This is a genomic window from Mesorhizobium sp. M0621, from assembly GCF_040320745.1.
In the GTDB taxonomy this organism is placed as follows: Bacteria; Pseudomonadota; Alphaproteobacteria; order Rhizobiales; family Rhizobiaceae; genus Mesorhizobium.
This window is the reverse complement of record NZ_JAMYQF010000016.1, coordinates 80,692-97,529: the sequence shown is the minus strand read 5'-3', so window position 1 is coordinate 97,529 and position 16,838 is coordinate 80,692. Positions and strand designations below refer to the sequence as shown.

Annotated in this window: 16 protein-coding genes and 1 pseudogene; 3 read left to right on the top strand and 14 right to left on the bottom strand. The window is 63.5% G+C overall.

Features of this window, described 5'->3' with window-relative positions:
• Positions 1-46 precede the first annotated feature (46 nt).
• Both NKI38_RS14045 and hutC read left to right on the top strand, forming a co-directional pair.
• On the top strand, positions 47-1,399 hold the full coding sequence (locus NKI38_RS14045; protein WP_352658480.1) for a formimidoylglutamate deiminase: 1,353 nt from the start codon (positions 47-49) through the stop codon (positions 1,397-1,399).
• Positions 1,396-2,136 carry a histidine utilization transcriptional repressor HutC gene (hutC, locus tag NKI38_RS14040; RefSeq protein WP_352658478.1) on the top strand — a complete coding sequence of 247 codons (741 nt, stop codon included), beginning with the start codon at positions 1,396-1,398 and terminating at the stop codon, positions 2,134-2,136. Before NKI38_RS14045 ends, hutC begins: the two co-directional genes overlap by 4 nt.
• Before the next feature lie 26 nt (positions 2,137-2,162).
• Here hutC and NKI38_RS14035 read toward each other — a convergent pair whose 3' ends face one another.
• The 13 genes and pseudogenes from NKI38_RS14035 to phnG form a co-directional block, all read right to left on the bottom strand.
• Entirely contained in the window at positions 2,163-3,260 is a 1,098-nt protein-coding gene (locus NKI38_RS14035; protein WP_023796700.1) for an ISAs1 family transposase, read from the bottom strand.
• Positions 3,261-3,552: 292 nt separating this feature from the next.
• Positions 3,553-4,920, bottom strand: a complete 1,368-nt coding sequence (phnE, locus tag NKI38_RS14030) for a phosphonate ABC transporter, permease protein PhnE (RefSeq protein ID WP_352658476.1) — start codon at positions 4,918-4,920, stop codon at positions 3,553-3,555.
• A complete protein-coding gene (gene phnE, locus NKI38_RS14025; protein WP_352658474.1) occupies positions 4,921-5,877 on the bottom strand; it encodes a phosphonate ABC transporter, permease protein PhnE in 957 nt (318 codons plus the stop codon).
• Between the two features lie 55 nt (positions 5,878-5,932).
• Positions 5,933-6,841 carry a phosphonate ABC transporter substrate-binding protein gene (phnD, locus tag NKI38_RS14020; RefSeq protein ID WP_352608759.1) on the bottom strand — a complete coding sequence of 303 codons (909 nt, stop codon included), beginning with the start codon at positions 6,839-6,841 and terminating at the stop codon, positions 5,933-5,935.
• A gap of 92 nt (positions 6,842-6,933) precedes the next feature.
• On the bottom strand, positions 6,934-7,791 hold the full coding sequence (gene phnC, locus NKI38_RS14015) for a phosphonate ABC transporter ATP-binding protein (protein WP_352658472.1): 858 nt from the start codon (positions 7,789-7,791) through the stop codon (positions 6,934-6,936).
• Between the two features lie 110 nt (positions 7,792-7,901).
• Positions 7,902-8,618, bottom strand: coding sequence for a DUF1868 domain-containing protein (locus tag NKI38_RS14010; RefSeq protein ID WP_352658470.1), 717 nt, complete (start codon positions 8,616-8,618; stop codon positions 7,902-7,904).
• Positions 8,619-9,104: 486 nt separating this feature from the next.
• Complete coding sequence (locus tag NKI38_RS14005; RefSeq protein WP_352658468.1) at positions 9,105-9,719, bottom strand: DapH/DapD/GlmU-related protein; 615 nt, start codon at positions 9,717-9,719, stop codon at positions 9,105-9,107.
• Positions 9,716-10,423 (bottom strand): phosphonate C-P lyase system protein PhnL, encoded by a 708-nt coding sequence (phnL, locus tag NKI38_RS14000; protein ID WP_352658466.1) that lies wholly within the window; start codon positions 10,421-10,423, stop codon positions 9,716-9,718. The genes NKI38_RS14005 and phnL overlap by 4 nt, the downstream gene beginning before the upstream one ends.
• A 238-nt stretch (positions 10,424-10,661) precedes the next feature.
• A complete protein-coding gene (gene phnK, locus NKI38_RS13995) occupies positions 10,662-11,438 on the bottom strand; it encodes a phosphonate C-P lyase system protein PhnK (RefSeq protein ID WP_352658465.1) in 777 nt (258 codons plus the stop codon).
• A 137-nt stretch (positions 11,439-11,575) separates the two neighbouring features.
• Positions 11,576-12,415, bottom strand: a pseudogene (locus NKI38_RS13990) (alpha-D-ribose 1-methylphosphonate 5-phosphate C-P-lyase PhnJ); the annotation flags it as partial.
• Complete coding sequence (locus NKI38_RS13985; protein WP_352658463.1) at positions 12,412-13,524, bottom strand: carbon-phosphorus lyase complex subunit; 1,113 nt, start codon at positions 13,522-13,524, stop codon at positions 12,412-12,414. The gene NKI38_RS13985 and the pseudogene NKI38_RS13990, both read right to left, overlap by 4 nt.
• Position 13,525: 1 nt before the next feature.
• Positions 13,526-14,137: a phosphonate C-P lyase system protein PhnH gene (gene phnH / locus NKI38_RS13980; RefSeq protein WP_352658461.1), complete on the bottom strand. Its 612-nt coding sequence runs from the start codon at positions 14,135-14,137 to the stop codon at positions 13,526-13,528.
• Positions 14,137-14,598 carry a phosphonate C-P lyase system protein PhnG gene (phnG, locus tag NKI38_RS13975; RefSeq protein ID WP_352658459.1) on the bottom strand — a complete coding sequence of 154 codons (462 nt, stop codon included), beginning with the start codon at positions 14,596-14,598 and terminating at the stop codon, positions 14,137-14,139. The genes phnH and phnG overlap by 1 nt, the downstream gene beginning before the upstream one ends.
• Positions 14,599-14,719: 121 nt before the next feature.
• Between phnG and phnF the strand changes: the two genes are divergently transcribed.
• Positions 14,720-15,469 carry a phosphonate metabolism transcriptional regulator PhnF gene (phnF, locus tag NKI38_RS13970; RefSeq protein ID WP_352658457.1) on the top strand — a complete coding sequence of 250 codons (750 nt, stop codon included), beginning with the start codon at positions 14,720-14,722 and terminating at the stop codon, positions 15,467-15,469.
• A 340-nt stretch (positions 15,470-15,809) separates the two neighbouring features.
• On the opposite strand, the gene NKI38_RS13965 is transcribed toward phnF, so the two are convergent.
• Positions 15,810-16,829: a zinc-binding alcohol dehydrogenase family protein gene (locus NKI38_RS13965; protein ID WP_352658455.1), complete on the bottom strand. Its 1,020-nt coding sequence runs from the start codon at positions 16,827-16,829 to the stop codon at positions 15,810-15,812.
• Positions 16,830-16,838: the final 9 nt, after the last annotated feature.

The window sequence follows — 16,838 nt, the reverse complement described above, 5'->3', positions numbered from 1 at the left end:
CCGCAAGTGCCATCATCGCATGAGAGACAGAGAACCGGAGAGAAAAGTGACTGATATCTTCGCGGAACAGGCGCTCCTCCCCAATGGCTGGCACGACAATGTGCGGCTCACCTTGGCCAATGGACGCATCACGGCCGTCGAACCTGGCGCCGCAGCGGCAGCCGGCGACGAACGCCACGCGATCCTGCTGCCCGGTATGCCCAACCTGCACAGCCACGCTTTCCAGCGCGGCATGGCCGGTCTTGCCGAACTTCGCGGCCCCTCCGCCGACAGTTTCTGGAGCTGGCGCGAGGTGATGTACCGCTTCGCCCTGTCGATGACGCCCGATCAGGTCGAGGCGGTTGCAGCACAACTTTATGTCGAGATGCTGGAGGCCGGATTTTCGCGCGTCGGTGAATTTCACTATCTGCATCACGACCGCGATGGAAAACCCTACGCCAATCTCGCCGAGATGGCCGAGCGCATCGCGGCCGCGGCCGGCGAAACAGGTATCGGCCTGACGCTGCTGCCGGTATTTTATGCGCACTCGTCTTTCGGCGGTGCGGCTCCGAACGAAGGCCAGCGACGATTCATCAACGATGTGAATCGGTTCTCCCGGATTGTTGAGAAAAGCCGCGAAACGGTTCGCACTTTGAATCAAGCCGTTGTCGGCGTTGCTCCGCACAGCTTGCGCGCGGCGACACCGGAAGAACTCAATGCGGTAGCAGCGATTGCACCGGACGGGCCGATCCACATCCACGTCGCCGAGCAGGTGAAAGAAGTCGAGGACTGCCTTGCCTGGTCGGGCGCGCGGCCGGTCGAATTTCTGCTTGGCCATGCGAAAGTCGATCAGCGCTGGTGCCTGATCCACGCCACCCACATGACCGAAGCGGAAACGATCGGCATGGCAAAGAGCGGCGCCATCGCCGGCCTCTGCCCGATCACCGAGGCCAATCTTGGCGACGGCACTTTTGCAGCGCCGCTGTTCACAGAGCATGGCGGTCGCTTCGGTGTCGGCTCCGATTCCAACGTGCTGATCGGCCTGCCCGACGAATTGCGCCAGCTCGAATATTCGCAGCGCCTCGCTCACCGCGCCCGCAATGTGCTAGCGGTCGCGGGCGGCTCGACCGGCCGCGCGCTGTTCGACGCCGCGCTTGACGGCGGCAGCGTCGCCCTTGGCGCCGGCGCCTCGGCGATCGCCGCCGGCGCTTCCGCCGATCTCGTCTCGCTCGACGCCAGCAATCCCTCGCTGGCCGGCAAGAGCGGCGACGCGATCCTCGATGCCTGGATCTTCGCCAATGGCAGCAAGGTCGACTGCGTCTGGGTGTATGGCCAGAAGCAGGTCAACGACGGTAGGCATGTCAAGCGCGAGGCCATCGCTGAGCGGTTTCGCAGCGTCATGACGGCGCTTTCAGCATGAGCATTGTCGAGATTGCGGATGCGGAAGGTGGCATCTCGCTGCACCAGCGCATCCTGTCCGACATCAGCGAACGCATCATGTCCGGTGCTTGGGCACCCGGCCATCGCATTCCCTTCGAGCACGAACTCAGCGCGCAATACAATTGCTCGCGCATGACGGTGAACAAGGCGCTGTCGCAGCTTGCCAAGGCGGGACTGATCGAACGCCGGCGTCGTTCCGGCAGTTTCGTCCGCCGGCCGCAGTCGCAGGCGGCGGTGCTGGAAATCCACGACATCCGGATCGAGGTCGAGGCGCTCGGCCTGGCCTACCGCTACGAGCGCGTCGCTCGACACAAAAGGCGCAGCAGCGCCGAGGATCGCGCACTGCTGGAGCTGGGCGTGGCCGGGCCGGTGCTGGCGCTGGAGTGTGGGCATTTCGCTGGCGAGCGGCCATTCGCGCATGAACAGCGGGTGATCAACCTTGCCGCCGTGCCTGAAGCAGCCGACGAGGAATTTCTCGCCATCGCGCCAGGGCCATGGCTGATCGGCCGTGTGCCGTGGAGCGAAGCCGAGCACCGGATACGCGCTGTCGCCGCCGACAGGCTTATCGCGGCGGCGCTCGATATCGCAGCCGGCGCACCATGCCTGGTGGTCGAACGGCGGACATGGAGCGCCGAACATCCGGTCACCCATGTGCGCTTCACCTATGCGGCCGAGAGCCACACACTGGTGGCAAGGTTCACGCCGTCGCAGGGGTGAGGCTGATCTCCCCCTCGTGGGCAGGGCTATCGCATATGAGTAAAGAGCTGGAAGAGGAAGTCTCTGTTCCATCTGGCTCTTCGCATCTTGCTGGCGATGGGTTTGTCGAGAGGATGGGCTTGCAAGATGTTTTGGGCGAGGCGTCTGATGATGGCCAGGTTTTGCGGCCCGTTATCCTTGCGGGTGCGGGCATCGTCCTCATGGAAGACGACATCGAGGCTCCAGTGCAACTGGTTCTCGATGGTCCAATGTGCTCTGACGGTCTCGGCCAGTCTTTTGGGCATGAGCACTTTGGAAAGCGCGACATAGCGGACCGAGGTGGTGGGTTTGCCGCCTGCCACGCTGCGCGAGGCCTCGATGCGGCCGATCGCCTTGAGGCCGGGAAAGGCCGGCGGATCGAGCAGCCGTTTGAGCGGCAGGACCGAGGCTCTTCGCGTTTCGGTGCGGCCATGCGCGCTTTCGCTGGTCTCGAAGAAGGCGATCTCGGCAGCTGCGGCGAAGCTTCGCTCCGCCGCGGCGAACAGCTTGGGACGATTGCCTTTCAGCCCCAGCGCATAATGCGCCTTCTTGCCGATCAGCGCCTTGGCGGTGTCGGGACGGCAGTGCAGCGCATCCGCCGTCACCGTGCAGCCCTTCAAATCCAAGCTCTTCAGAAGATCCAGCGTGGCTGTGACCTCGTCGCCCTCGGGCGCGCGGGCAGCGGCAATCGACAGCCTCGTCTCGGCGTCCCACACGCTCACCATCAAAGGCGGCATAAAGACCCGACCCTTAGTGTAGCCGCGCCGCAGCGATTTGCCGTCGACCGCCACCACGCCGCGCGGCGAAGGCCCGAGCGTTTGTCGCAGCGCTGCCATGAAAGCGGCAAAGCTGCGCGAAAGCTCATCGGCATCGAGAAGTCGAAACACCCGGCTGAACGTGTCGTGGCTCGGGCAACCATGCTCCAGCGCCACGATCTCTCTCAGCTCGTCTTCCCGCCCCTCAACAAAATCGGCAATGTCAACACAGCTCTTGGCCCCACACAGGGTCGCAAGCAGAGCCAAGAACAGAAGCTCCGCCAGATCATGACGCGCGTTGATGTCACGCGGATCCCGAATTTCACGCAAAATCGAAAGCAGAAACGGCATTGGGTCTCCTCTTCAAAGAGAAGGCCCCTAAAGAATCAACCTTTCCACTCAACGCAAGACTTACTCTTACTCATATGCGATTCCCCTGCCCTCGAGGGGGAGGAAAGAAAGCATGGTGGCGCGGGGAAAAGAAGAATGCCTCGCGCCTTGGAGGACGGGTGCCGACTCGGACTGCCTTGCGCCCTTCCTCTACCCCGTCGATCGGGGGAGAGGTGTCGCGCGCTGCTGGAGGGTGTGGGGGTCGACCCTTTGGCGCCGGGCGAGACGATGCTTGCGCTTCTGCGTCACAAGGCTAACCCTGCTCGGCCTGAAGCCTGTTGTAGTCGTGGATGGTCTGGCTCAGCCGGCGGCGCAGGAAATTGGATATGTTGTCGAAGATGAAGACGACGAGCAGGATCAGCAGCACCATGTAGAAGACATTGGCCCAGTTGGAGTTGGTGCGCATCGCTTCCCACAGTTTCAGGCCGATGCCACCGGCACCGACGGCCCCGATAATGGTCGCGCCACGGGTGTTGGATTCCCACTGGTAGAGCGTCTGGCTGATGAACACCGGAACCACTTCCGGCAGCACGCCGTAGCGCTGCACCAGAAGGCCGTTGGCGCCGGTCGAGACGACGCCCTCGCGCGGTTTGTCGTCGATGTTCTCAAGCGCCTCGGAATAGGTTTTGCCGAGCGTGCCGATCTCGGTGAAGAAGATGGCTGCACTGCCCGCCAGTGGTCCAGGTCCGAAGGCGCGGGTGAAGAACAGCGCCCAGATCAGCATGTCGATGGAGCGCATGAAGTCGAAGAAGCGCTTGAGCACCTGGTTGACCAGCCGGCTGGGCGTGATGTTGCGGGCGGCGAAGAAGGCCAGCGGAAAAGCGACGATGCCGCCAAGCATGGTGCCGAGAAAAGCCATGACGATGGTCTGCAACAGTTTCGTCCAGACATCGCCATGCTGCCACTGGGCGTTGTTCCAGATGTTGTCGCCGGCCAGAGCCAGGTTGGACGTGCCCGGCTTGAGTTCCGGCCCTGAGACGATCAGCGAGGTGACTTCGCCTGCCGACTTGCCGAAGAACGGCGAGCGCGTGTCGAAGACGAAGTTTGCCCAGCCGAGAAAACGCTTGCGTATCCTGACGCGATCAACAGCGACGCGGGCCTCGCCGGCAAAGCCCATGTCGGCGACGACCTCATCCTCATGCGCGGTGATCCAGCCGGGAACCGATCCGGAGATCAGCGGCTTGCCGCTGCCTAGCGCGACAAGCACGGTTTCGCCGTCGGCAATGACCGTCGCTTGGGTCTTGTTGAAGGTGATCGACTTGGTGGTGCCGTCGATCAGGATCGTCACCGAACCATCGGCATTGGTCTTGACCCAGTCCGGATTTGGATTCGGGCCGAGCACCGAGAAGCGTGGATATTTGGCGGTGATCTGCGGCTCATCGAGACGGAAGATCGGCTGCACGTCGTAGCTGATCCACTGGGTCAGAAACAGCGGCAGGCGCTCCCAGTGCGATTCCCGCATGACCTGCGGCAGATTGAAGAACCACAGCGCGTAAAGGAGGTAGACAAGTGTGCCGCCAAGCAACAGCAGCGGCCCGAAGCGTTTTTGGAACGGCCGCTTGAACACCTGCGGAAAGCGTTCCTCGATCGACTGGATTTCATCGGCGGTCATCGTCGTCATTCACGGGCTCATAGCAAAAGCCTGCTCGCCGACCAGCTTGCGGCGCAGCCAGGCGGAAAACTGGTCGACGATGAAGATCGTCGTGAACAGGAGCAGCACCAGGGCTATCGTCTTGGCGCCGAAGCCGCGCGATATCGACAGCTTCAGTTCCTCGCCGATGCCACCGCCGCCGACCGCGCCCATGATGGTGGAAATGCGGACATTTATTTCAACGCGCAGCAGTGTGTAGGACATGAAGTTGGGCAGCACCTGCGGCAGACCGGCAAAGCGCACCCGCTCGAGCCAGTTGGCGCCGACTGCTCGCAGGCCTTCCTCGGCGCGCATGTCGATGTTCTCGTTGATCTCGTAGAACAGCTTGCCCAGCGCGCCGATCGAATGCAGGCCGATGGCGATAATGGCGGCGATCGGGCCGATCGAGACAATGGCCGCGAACAGGCCGGCGATGACGATCTCGGGAAAGGCGCGCAGCAGTTCCATGAAGCGCTTGACGATCAGCCGCAGCACCGGATGCGGCGTCAGATTGCGCGCCGCGATGAAGGAAAACGGCACGGCAAAGACGAAGCCAATGAAGGTAGAGACCAGCGCCACGTTGAGCGTGGTCAGCATCAGTTCGAAATATTCAGGGATATAGAAGCTGCCCCAAACATAGGCGCGGCCAAGCGGAAAGTTGAATTCCTGGGTACCGGTGTCATGTGGGGAAGCGATGTCGAACATCGCTCGCCAGACATCGTTCCAGTCCTTGGGGACGAGCCAGCTCAGGAAATCCAGCAAATGTGGCAGCCGGTCGAAGAAATGCCCGGCATTGGCCTCGTCGGCGAACCACATGGTGCCGCCGAGCGCGACAACGAGCAGGCCGACGCCGATGGCGGTGTAGAGCCGGCGCAAGGACGTCTGGCGACGCCAGGCGTCGGCCATCTGGTGAGTGGCGCCGGAAGGGACTGTCACGGAATGGGTCATGATCGGAGATGCAAAAAGGGCGGTGTTTTGAACACCGCCCTTTTTGATTTCGCCATTAGCCGCCGATGGCTGCCTTACGGGCTTCGACGATGACGTTGTAGAAGTCTGCCTTCACCGGGACGTAGCCGGTAAAATCGCCGCCTTCGACGCCTTCGAAGCAAGCCTTGTCCTTCTTGGGCAACTGCGTGAAGAAGTCGGCGAGCTTGGCGGTCATGTCGTCGCCCAGCGCGGTGCGCACGACCAGCGGGCCGTTCGGGATCAGGCCCGAGCGCCAGACTTCGACGAAGTCGTTGGGGTCGACCGCGCCCTTGGCGACTTCCTTGTGGAAGGTGCCGGAGGTGTAGCCGTCCTTGAAGTCGCCGATGCCGGAGGAATCGTCCACCGCCACGTCGACCTTGCCGTCACGCACGGCCAGGACGTTGTTCTCGTGGCCGCCGTTGAACTGGGTCGAAGCGAAGAAGGTTTCGTTCGAAGCGCCGGTGTCCTTCGGGATCTGGGTCAGCGGGATCAGATAGCCGGAGGTCGAATCCGGATCGGCGTAGCCGAGCTTCTTGCCCTTGGCCGACTTGATGTCGGTGATGCCGGAGGATTTCAGCGCCAGGCCGATCGAATAGTAGCCGGTGGCGCCGTCGGTCTGCTGGGTGGTGAGGATCGGGGTGACCGCCTTCGGGTCCTTGAGAGCGACGCTGGCATAACCGGAAGCGCCGAGTTCGGCGAAGTCGAGCGTGCCGCCGAGCAGGCCCTGGATGACGCCGTCATAGTCGGCGGCGGGGAACAGCGAGACCTTTTCGAAGCCGAATTCGGCCTTCAGATGGTCGGCGAGGCACTGGTAGTTGCGCAGCCGGTCGGTTTCGTTTTCGCCGCCGAGGATGCCGACGCGAAATTCTTTCATATCGGCCGCGTGGGCCATGCTGGTCGCCATGGCGAGCACCGAAACGGCGCAGAAAACCATCTTTCTGAACATCTGTTATCTCTCCTGTAGGTTCCGGCCCCGCGCCGGCAGCGTTCTTGAGTTTGACTGGCGCCCTTGACGTGGGCTGGCGATCCCAACCGCTCTCAGTATCCCGGGAATGCGGGTTCGAGCGGTCCGGCGGATGCGGCGATCTTTCGGCTGAAGGCAACGCTGGTCGAGGTGATGGCCTCTGAGATTTCCTGGCCATTGCTGTCGGCGCCATAGACGAGGCGCACGGCCTCGCGGTTGAGCTCTTCCGGTGGGCCGTCGAAGACGACCTTGCCGGCGGCCATGCCGATAATGCGGTTGCAATAGGTGCGGGCGGTATCCAGCGTGTGCAGATTGGTGACGACTGTGATGCCTTCGCGCAAATTGATGTCCTGTAGCGAATCCATCACCACCTTGGCGTTGAGCGGGTCGAGCGAAGCGATCGGCTCGTCGGCGAGGATCACCCTGGGCTGCTGCATCATGGCACGGGCAATGGCGACACGCTGCTGCTGTCCACCCGACAAGGTGCCGGCGGGCTGAAGTGCTGTACGGGCGATGTCGAGCCGCTCCAAGGCGGCGACCGCCTCGGCGCATTCGGCGCGGGAGAACATGCCGAACAGGTTTGACATGGTCGAACGGTGGTTCAGCTTGCCGAGCAGCACGTTGGTCAGCACGTCGAGGCGCGGCACCAGGTTGAACTGCTGGAAGATCATGGCGCAATCGCGCTGCCAGCGCCGCAGCGGCGAGCCGCTCAACTGGGAGACCTCGGCGCCATCAAAAAAAATCGACCCCTGGCTGGGATCGATGAGGCGGTTGATCATGCGAAGAAGGGTCGATTTGCCGGCACCGGAACGGCCGATAATGCCAACCATCTGACCCTGCGGGATCGCGATGTTGATGTCGCTGACGGCGGTGTTCTTGCCAAATCGTCGGGTGACACCGCGGATTTCGAGCGTGGCAGAGGTTGCTGGCATGGGGCAGGTTCCAGTCCGGACCATTGATCGTCAGGCTCTCGCCTAACGCAGCCACATGAACCTGCCGTGTCGCGATAATGTCAGTTTTGTTACGCTCCACAGGCGTGGAGTTACGGTCGGCCCAGGACCAGCAGGTCCTCGAAGTGCTCCATGTCCCTGAAGCTGCAGAAGGCCGGCGCCTTGATTTCGACTATGGGAGCCTGCTGCTCGAAGAGTGCCAGGCAATCGTCGAACAGGTCCTGCCATGCGGCGGCCCGATCGTCGGCAAGACGCTGGATCTGGTAGGCGAAGGTGATGTGGAAGACGTAGGTATCGTGATCGGGATGCCGGTAACCGAACGGCACGGCCAGTTCGTCGCGCCAGGCGCGCATGATGCGCGAATCGTCGTCGGTCGCGCCGGCAACGGTGAGGCCGGTCGGCAGAACTTCGACGACCTTGATGTTGAATGGGCCAAAGCCCTCGAAGTCCTTCAGCCGCTCCAGATAGAGGCGGGTCATGGCGTCGATGCTGGTGTCGAGGGGAACGTCCTGCGGCCAGTAGGGCAGTCGGCGGCGAAATTCGATGATGCCCTGGAACAGCGTCATGTGCAGGCTGGAGACGGGCGTGAAGGCGAGCCGGCCGGCGTCTTGCATCGCTAGCATCCGGTCGCGCACGTCGATGGCCACCGCTTCGGAAGCCGAACTGTTCACGAGATGGCTGACGACCGTGTTGCCCGGCTCGGGCAGGAAATTGCCAGATGTATCGTAGCGGGTGCCGAGATGCACCGGAGGCTTGGGGTTGGTGCCTTCGAAAAAGCCGGCGAGCGAGGGTCTGATGGAATGAGGCACTGCGATCGCCTGTGGAGGGAGATGGCCTCGTGTCCGAGTCATGTGTCAAGGATGTGAAATTGTCGAATGTTTCAAAAGCATATAGCGAGCCGCGAACAAGGCATGCCAACACAAGCGACACTGGTCGATAAAACGTATCGTGCCCATCTATTGCAATGTGATGACGCTGGTCTACCCTTGCTTCCCGAATTGTCTTGCTTTGCTAGCCTTAGCCTGTCAGCCCGGCTTACCGGTAAGTTGCGCAAGGACCCACAGCATATAGAGTGGGGCTATCGCCGCCGTGAACAAAACACAACCCAATATCATCAACGTTATTGAAGAGCCAACGTCGGATTGCCTCCAACGCTTAAATCCAAGCTTAATCACCAAAATTCCCAACGCGACCAACCCCAGTCCAATGAAAAGAGGTATTACGACAATAAAGGTCACATTTGCTCCATCGCACTGGGTTGGGTGATTATTAGTTCGATGAAAACACCATTCGCGTCAACCATACTTCTCCAAAAACGCTTCAGCGGACAGTTCCCGGAAATCCTCCAAACTAGCGCGCAGCCTGGCATGGTCCCAGTCCCACCAGGCAAGCGCCTGATAACGTTCGGCCGTACGGCGGTCGAAGCGCTCGCGGATCGGTTTTGCCGGCACGCCGGCGACGATGGTGTAGGGGGTGACATCCTTCGAGACGACAGCGCCGGCACCGACCGCGGCGCCATCGCCGACTGTGACGCCGGGCAGGATAGTCGAGCCATGGCCGAGCCAGGTGTCGTGGCCGACGGTGACGCGCCTGGCGCGGCGCTGGGCGAAAAACTCGCTCTCATGCTCGGCATCGTCCCAATAGTCCGAAGCGCGATAGGTGAAATGGTGCAGCGTCGGCCGCCAGGTCGGGTGGTTGGTGGCGTTGATGCGCACGCTTGCCGCGATGTTGGAAAACTTGCCGATCGTGGCGCACCAGACAGCGCAATCCTGCATCATGTAGGAATAGTCGCCGAGTTCACTCTCCAACACCCGGCTGCGGTCGGCGATCTCGGTCCAGCGGCCGAGGGTGGAGTTCTGCACGTCCGCCGTCGGGTGGATCAACGGTTTCTCCGATAATTTCCTGGTCATGCGGCGACTTTTCCGGGAGCGAAAGCGGTGACGTCGATGATGCGGTCGGCAACCGCCTCGCGCACGTCGTGGTCGTGGAAGATGCCAAGCAGGGCGACATCAGCAACCTTCTTGGCGGCGATGAGTTCGATCACGACGTCGCGGTTCCTGGCATCGAGCGAAGCGGTCGGCTCGTCGAGCAGCAGGATCGGGTGCTCGGTGATGAAGCCGCGCGCGATGTTGACGCGCTGCTGCTCGCCGCCGGAGAAGGTCGCCGGCGGCAATGCCCAAAGTTTCTCCGGGAGGTTGAGCTGCGCCAGCAGAGCACGTGCCTTGCCGCGAGCAACCTCGCGGTCCTCGCCGCGTTCGACCAGCGGTTCGGCGACGACATCGAGCGCCGAGACGCGCGGCACGGTGCGCAGGAACTGGCTGACATAGCCGATCGTTTGACGGCGCACGGCAAGCACGGTGCGCGGGCTGGCGGTGGCAAGGTCGATCAGCCCGTCATCGTGCGTGACGATGATCTGGCCTTCATCGACGGCATAGTTGCCGTAGAGCATCTTGAGGATCGAGCTCTTGCCGGCACCGGATGGGCCGCCAAGCACGGTGCATTCGCCGGCCCTGATCGAGAACGAGACTCCGGCGACGACAGGCAGTTTAATGCCGTCGCGCAGATGCATGGTGAAGCTCTTGGCGACGTCCGAGACAACAAGAGGGGTGGCCATCAGAAGGCCCTCCGATCATCGTTCGCTTGCGGGCCAGCACCCCCCTCTGCCTTGCCAGGCATCTCCCCCTCAAGGGGGGAGATTGGCAGCCTTTTCGTCGCGCCTGTTCTGCAATGTTGGAGAGTGGCGAAACCGGAAATGACAGCCAATCTCCCCCCTTGAGGGGGAGATGGCCGGCAGGCCAGAGGGGGGTGCCTCGCGCCAAGGTTTCGCGAACACGCACTTTGAGACTTCATCGTCAAACCTGTAGAATCGAGGAAACGAGCAACTGCGTGTAAGGCGCGCGCGGGTCGTCGAGCACGCGGTCGGTGAGACCGCTTTCGACGACGCGGCCGTCCTTCATCACCATCATGCGCTGCGACAACAGCCGTGCCACCGCGAGGTCGTGGGTGACGACGATGGCCGCCAGGCCGAGATCGGTGACCAGACCGCGCAGCAGGTCGAGCAGGCGTGCCTGAACCGAGACATCGAGGCCGCCGGTAGGCTCATCCATGAACACCAGCCGTGGGCCGGTGACGAGATTGCGGGCGATCTGCAGGCGCTGGCGCATGCCGCCGGAGAAGGCGCGCGGCTCGTCGTCGATGCGGTCCTCGTCGATCTCGACGCGCGAAAGCCAGTCGACGGCGGTGGCGCGGATCCTGCCGTAGTGGCGTTCGCCGACAGCCATCAGCCGCTCGCCGACATTGGCGCCGGCCGACACCGTCATGCGCAGGCCGTCGGCGGGGTTCTGATGGACGAAACCCCAGTCGGTGCGCATCAGGAAGCGGCGCTCGGCCTCGCTCATGCGGTAGAGCTCGCGGAACTGGCCGTCGCGCATGCGGTAGCTGGCGGTCCCGGAGCTCGGCAGCAGCCGTGTCGACAGGCAGTTGAGCAGCGTCGTCTTGCCGGAGCCGGACTCGCCGACGACAGCCAGGACCTCGCCCGGCCACAGGTCGAAGGAGACGTTGTCGCAGCCGACGCGCGAGCCGTAGAATTTGGACAGCGCCGAGACGCGCAGCAGCGGTTCGTCGGTCATTGCTTCTCCTTACCCTCCCCCTTGTGGGGAGGGTCGGCGCGCAGCGCCGGGGTGGGGGTTGAGTGGAGCGTAGATTGGTCAAGCCCCTCACCCGCGCCTTCGGCGCGACCTCCCCACAAGGGGGAGGTAAGGGCGTTGCGCCGCTTCTCGCAGTGGTCGGTGTCGGAGCAGACGAACATGTGGCCGCCATGGTCGTCGAGGATAACCTCGTCGAGATAGACATTCTCGGCCGCGCACAGCGCGCAGGGCTGGTCGAAGGTCTGCACCTCGAACGGATGATCCTCGAAGTCGAGGCTGACCACTTCGGTGAAGGGCGGCACCGCATAGATGCGCTTTTCGCGGCCGGCGCCGAACAGCTGCAGGGCCGGCGAGCGGTGCATCTTGGGATTGTCGAACTTAGGCGTTGGTGATGGGTCCATCACGTAACGGCCCTCGACCTTGACCGGATAGGCATAGGTGGTGGCGATGCGACCGTGCTTGGCGATGTCCTCATAGAGCTTGACATGCATGAGGCCGTATTCCTCCAGCGCATGCATCTTGCGCGTTTCGGTTTCTCGCGGTTCAAGGAAGCGCAGCGGCTCGGGGATAGGCACCTGATAGACCAGTACCTGGCCCGCCGTCAGCGGATGCTCGGGGATGCGGTGGCGGGTCTGGATGATGGTGGCGCTGGCTGTGTCGGTGGTCACCGCGACATTGGCGACCTTCTTGAAGAAGGCGCGGATCGAGACGGCATTGGTGGTGTCGTCGGCGCCCTGGTCGATCACCTTCAGCACATCGTCGGGACCGATGATCGAAGCGGTGACCTGCACGCCGCCGGTGCCCCAGCCATAGGGCATCGGCATTTCGCGCGAGGCGAACGGCACCTGATAGGCGGGGATGGCGATGCCCTTGAGGATGGCGCGGCGGATCATCCGCTTGGTCTGCTCGTCGAGATAGGCGAAGTTGTAGGTGGCGATGTCTGTCGGTTGAGCGGTCATTCCGCGGCCTCCCTTTTCTCTTCGACCTTCGCTGGGTTTTCGCGGGCGTCGTATTCGGCGCGCATGCGGCGCACCAGGTCGAGTTCGGCCTGGAAGTCGACATAGTGCGGCAGCTTCAGATGTTCGACGAAGCCGGTCGCCTGGACGTTGTCGGAATGCGAGATGACGAACTCCTCATCCTGGGCAGCGACGACGACATCCTCACCCAACTCGCTGGCGCGCAGCGCCCGGTCGCAGAGCGCCATCGCCATCGCCTTGCGCTCGCTCTGGCCGAAGACCAGGCCGTAGCCGCGGGTGAATTGCGGCGGCGCCTTCGCCGACCCTTTGAACTGGTTGACCATCTGGCATTCGGTGATGCGCACCGTGCCGAGCGGGACAGCAAAAGGCAGTTCGGGCACGTCTAGCTCCAGCTCGACCTCGCCGATGCGGATTTCGCCGACAAAGGGATGGTTGCGGGCATAGCCGCGCTGCGTGGAATAGCCGAGCGCCAGCAGGAATCCCTCGTCGCCGCGCGACAGCGCCTGCAGGCGGATGTCGCGCGCCATCGGGAACTCCAGCGGCTCGCGGGTGATGTCGCCGGGGACATGGTCCTGCGGCATGTCGCCGTCCGGTTCGATCAGGCCTTCGCGGGCGAGGATCGCCGAGACGCGCGGCATGGCTTGCGCTTCGGTCTCGCGCTGCAGCGGCTCGGCGACGTCGGCGCCGGCGGCAAGCTCGGGATCGAGCAGCCGGTGGGTGTAATCGAAAGTAGGCCCAAGCAACTGGCCGCCGGGCAGGTCCTTGTAAGTCGCCGACACGCGCCGCTCGACCAGCATGATGGCGGTGTCGATGGGCTTGGTGTAGCCGAAGCGCGGCAGCGTGGTGCGATAGGCGCGTACCAGGAAGATTGCCTCGATCATGTCGCCGCGCGCCTGGACGATGGCGAGTGCCGCCAATTCCCGGTCGTAGAGCGAGCCTTCACTCATCACCCGGTCGACGCCGAGCGCCAGCTGTTCGACGATCTGGTCGAGGCGAAGCGCCGGCACCGAACGGTCGCCGCGCCGGCGGTCGGCAAGCAGGGTGTGGGCGTTGGCAATGGCGGCTTCGCCGCCTTTTACCGCGACATACATCTCAGGCCTCCATCGTCTTGATGCGCGTCGTGCGCGGCAGGCAGGCTATGCCATCAGCGGTGGCGAGGATGATGTCGACGCCGCGCGGAAAACGCTTGATATTCTGCTTCCACTGCTCGACGAAATGACGCGGCATCTGCGCCGGTGCAATCGTGGCGCTGGTTTCGATGCCGGGACCTTCGAGCAACAATGGCGTGCCGGAGACGAGATCGCTGACATTCAGGATCAGCGTGGTCGAACGGTCAGGGTAGTCCTGTGTGCCTTGCGAAAAGCCGTCGAGCGCCATCATCTCGGCCGGCGTGGCGATCAACGCAAAATGCGCATCGGCCGGCGTGTTGGCCAATGGCGCGCCGGTATGGAAACCAAGCCAGGATTTGATGGCGGTGGAAGCCTGCAAAACCGGGTCGAGCCACAGCGGGGTGTCGTTGTCGCAAAGCGCCAGCGCTATGGCACCGGCGGTCGCCGAGAGCGGCGCCGGCGGGCGGGCGAAGGCCGGCAGCGGCTGCACGCTGCCCGGCCGCGCCATTGCGTCCATGACCGCGCGGAACACAGTCTGGGCATTGAAGACCGGATCGGCGAAACCGCCTTCGATCGATTGCGCTGCGATGTCCATCAGTCTTCTCCGCGAACCATGGTGAAGAAATCCACCTTCGTGGCCGCCGTCTCGGCGCGGCGGCGTTCATGCGCCGTGGTCAGGGCCGACCGCAGAGGCACTATCAGCCCGGTCTCGATCTCGGCGCGGCGGGCGGGGTCCTGCCACAATGCGTCGGCGATGGCCGCCAGCTTCGCCTTCTGCTTGTCGCGGCCAAGCGCATAGCAATGGCCGACCTGTCCGGACGGCAGCCGGACGGTGGCGCGGGTGACGGTCGCCTCGCCGACATTGAAGGGCGCGCCGCCACCGCCGATGCGGCCGCGCACGGTGACCAGGCCGGTCTCGGGGCCGCGCAGCAGTTCTGCGTCCGAAGGCAGTCCGGCCTCGTTCCAGAGCCGAACGATGTCGTCGCCGCTGGATTGCGCCAGGGTTGCCATGACGGCCTTGCGTTCGGTCTGGTCGCGGGCTTCCTGTCCTCGCATCAGCAACATTCCTCTTCGCCAAATTTATCTATTGATATAGACAACTATACAAATTATACCTATTATCTAGCGCGAGTCCATGACGGGTGGATGACAAGCACTTGAAGACCGGGGGCAATCAATGATCGGGCGGCTGGCAGCGGACAGCATCGAGCGGCGCAGCGGCGTCTCGCTGTGGCGGCAGATCGCCGAGAAGATCCTGCAGGCGATCGCCGTCGGCGATTTCGCAGAAAGCGCCGCGCTGCCGCCGGAGATGGCACTCGCTGAGCGCTATGGCGTCAACCGCCACACCGTGCGCAGCGCCATATCAGCCCTTGTGCAGGAAGGGGTGCTGCGGGCCGAGCAGGGGCGCGGCACCTTCGTGCTGTCGCGCAAGCGGCTGTCCTATCCCATCGGTGCGCGCACACGCTTTTCGACAGGCCTGCAAGGGCAGACATCGGAACGGCATATCGTCCTGCTCGGGTCCTCGGTCGAGCCGGCCAGCCGGCGCGTCGCCGAGGGGCTGGGGCTCGCCAAGGGAGCCGATGTGATCCGCCTGGAAACGCGCGGCGAAGCCGACGGACGGCCGGTGTCGCGCGCTGCCGGCTGGTTCGATGCCCGGCGCTTTGCCGGTATCGATGCCGCGATGGCGGAGACCGGCTCGATCACCGCATCGCTCGCCCGGTTCGGCATCGACGACTATCTCAGGCAATCGACCGTGCTATCGGCGCGCCACGCCGATGCGGCGGACCTTGCAGACCTCGACCTGCAACCGGGCGCCATCGTGCTGGTTACAGTCGCTGTCAACGTCACGCCGGACGGCCAGCCGATCCAGTTTTCCGAATCCAGGTTTCCGGCAGAACGGGTGGAGTTGAAGCTGTCGGCACTGTAGAGAGTGGCGGCCTCATACGAGACCGTGACTTCTGACTCGCGCTGATATCAGGTCAGTTCGGTCGCGCTCACCGGTCAGCGGCTTGGCCTTTGAGGACCGCCTTCCCCCACTCCGTCTCGGCTTCGCCGAGCCACCTCTCCCCCCTCCGGAGGGAGAGGAAGGAGCCCGCTGGCGGTGGGAGAGAAGGAGGGAGTCTGGTTGAGGAGCGTTGGCCGCTATAGGCTCGCACCTTCCTCTACCCCGTCGATCGGGGGAGAGGTGGCTCGGCGAAGCCGAGACGGAGTGGGGGTCGATCTGCGCGAGGCCGCGTCAATTCGGGCCGAGTTCACCGCCTGCCATGCTATGACCCCACCTCGATCACAGCCTTGATCAGGCCGGACTTTTCGTGAGCCCAGCGGGCCAGATCGTGCGGCGTGCCGGAAAGCGTGGTGCGGTGGGTGACGAGTTTTGCCAGCGGAACGGCGCCGTTGCGGATCGAGGCGGCGACATGGTCGAAGTCGGCGCGCAACGCATTGCGGCTGCCGATCAATGTCATTTCGCGTTTGTGGAATTCCGGATCGGAAAAGCTGATGTCGTCCTTGACGACGCTGACCAGCACCAATGTTCCGCCATGCGCGACATGGGCGAAAGCCGACTGCACCGACTGGGTATTGCCGGTGGCGTCGAAGACCACATCAAAGCCTTCGCCAGAGGTTGCCTCCCTGACCAGATCGGGCACCGCGCCGCGCGAGCCGTCGAGGGTTTGGAAACCAAGCTCGTTCGCGGCGAAGGCGAGCCTTTCGCTGCTCATATCGAGCAGTGTTACATCGAGGTCGGCGATGCGGGCGAAGATGGCGGTGCCGAGCCCGATCGGGCCGGCGCCGATGACCAGTGTGCGTGCGCCGGTTCCCGCCTTGGCCCGCCGCACGGCATGTGCGCCGATGGCCAGGAACTCGACGGCGGCGGCGTCGGCCAGCGACAGGCCGTTGGCAGGATAGAGATTTTGCGCCGGCACCAGGATGCGTTCGCACATGGCGCCGTCGCGATGCACGCCGAGCACCTCGATCCTGACGCAGCAATTCGGCTTGCCGTGCCGGCAGGCGATGCACTTGCCGCAGGAAAGATACGGGTTGATGACAACCGGCTCACCGACGGCAAGCTCGACGCCTTCGCCGGTCTCGACCACGGTACCCGATACCTCATGGCCCATGATGCGCGGATAGGCGAGGAACGGATGCTTGCCCTCGAAGATGTGATAGTCGGTGCCGCAGATGCCGACATGGCTGACCGCCACCAGCGCCCATCCGGGAGGTGGTGCACTCGGGGCGGGACGATCTTCCAGGACAAGATCGCCGGGCGAGCGGCAGACGACGGCTTTCATGCTTCAATC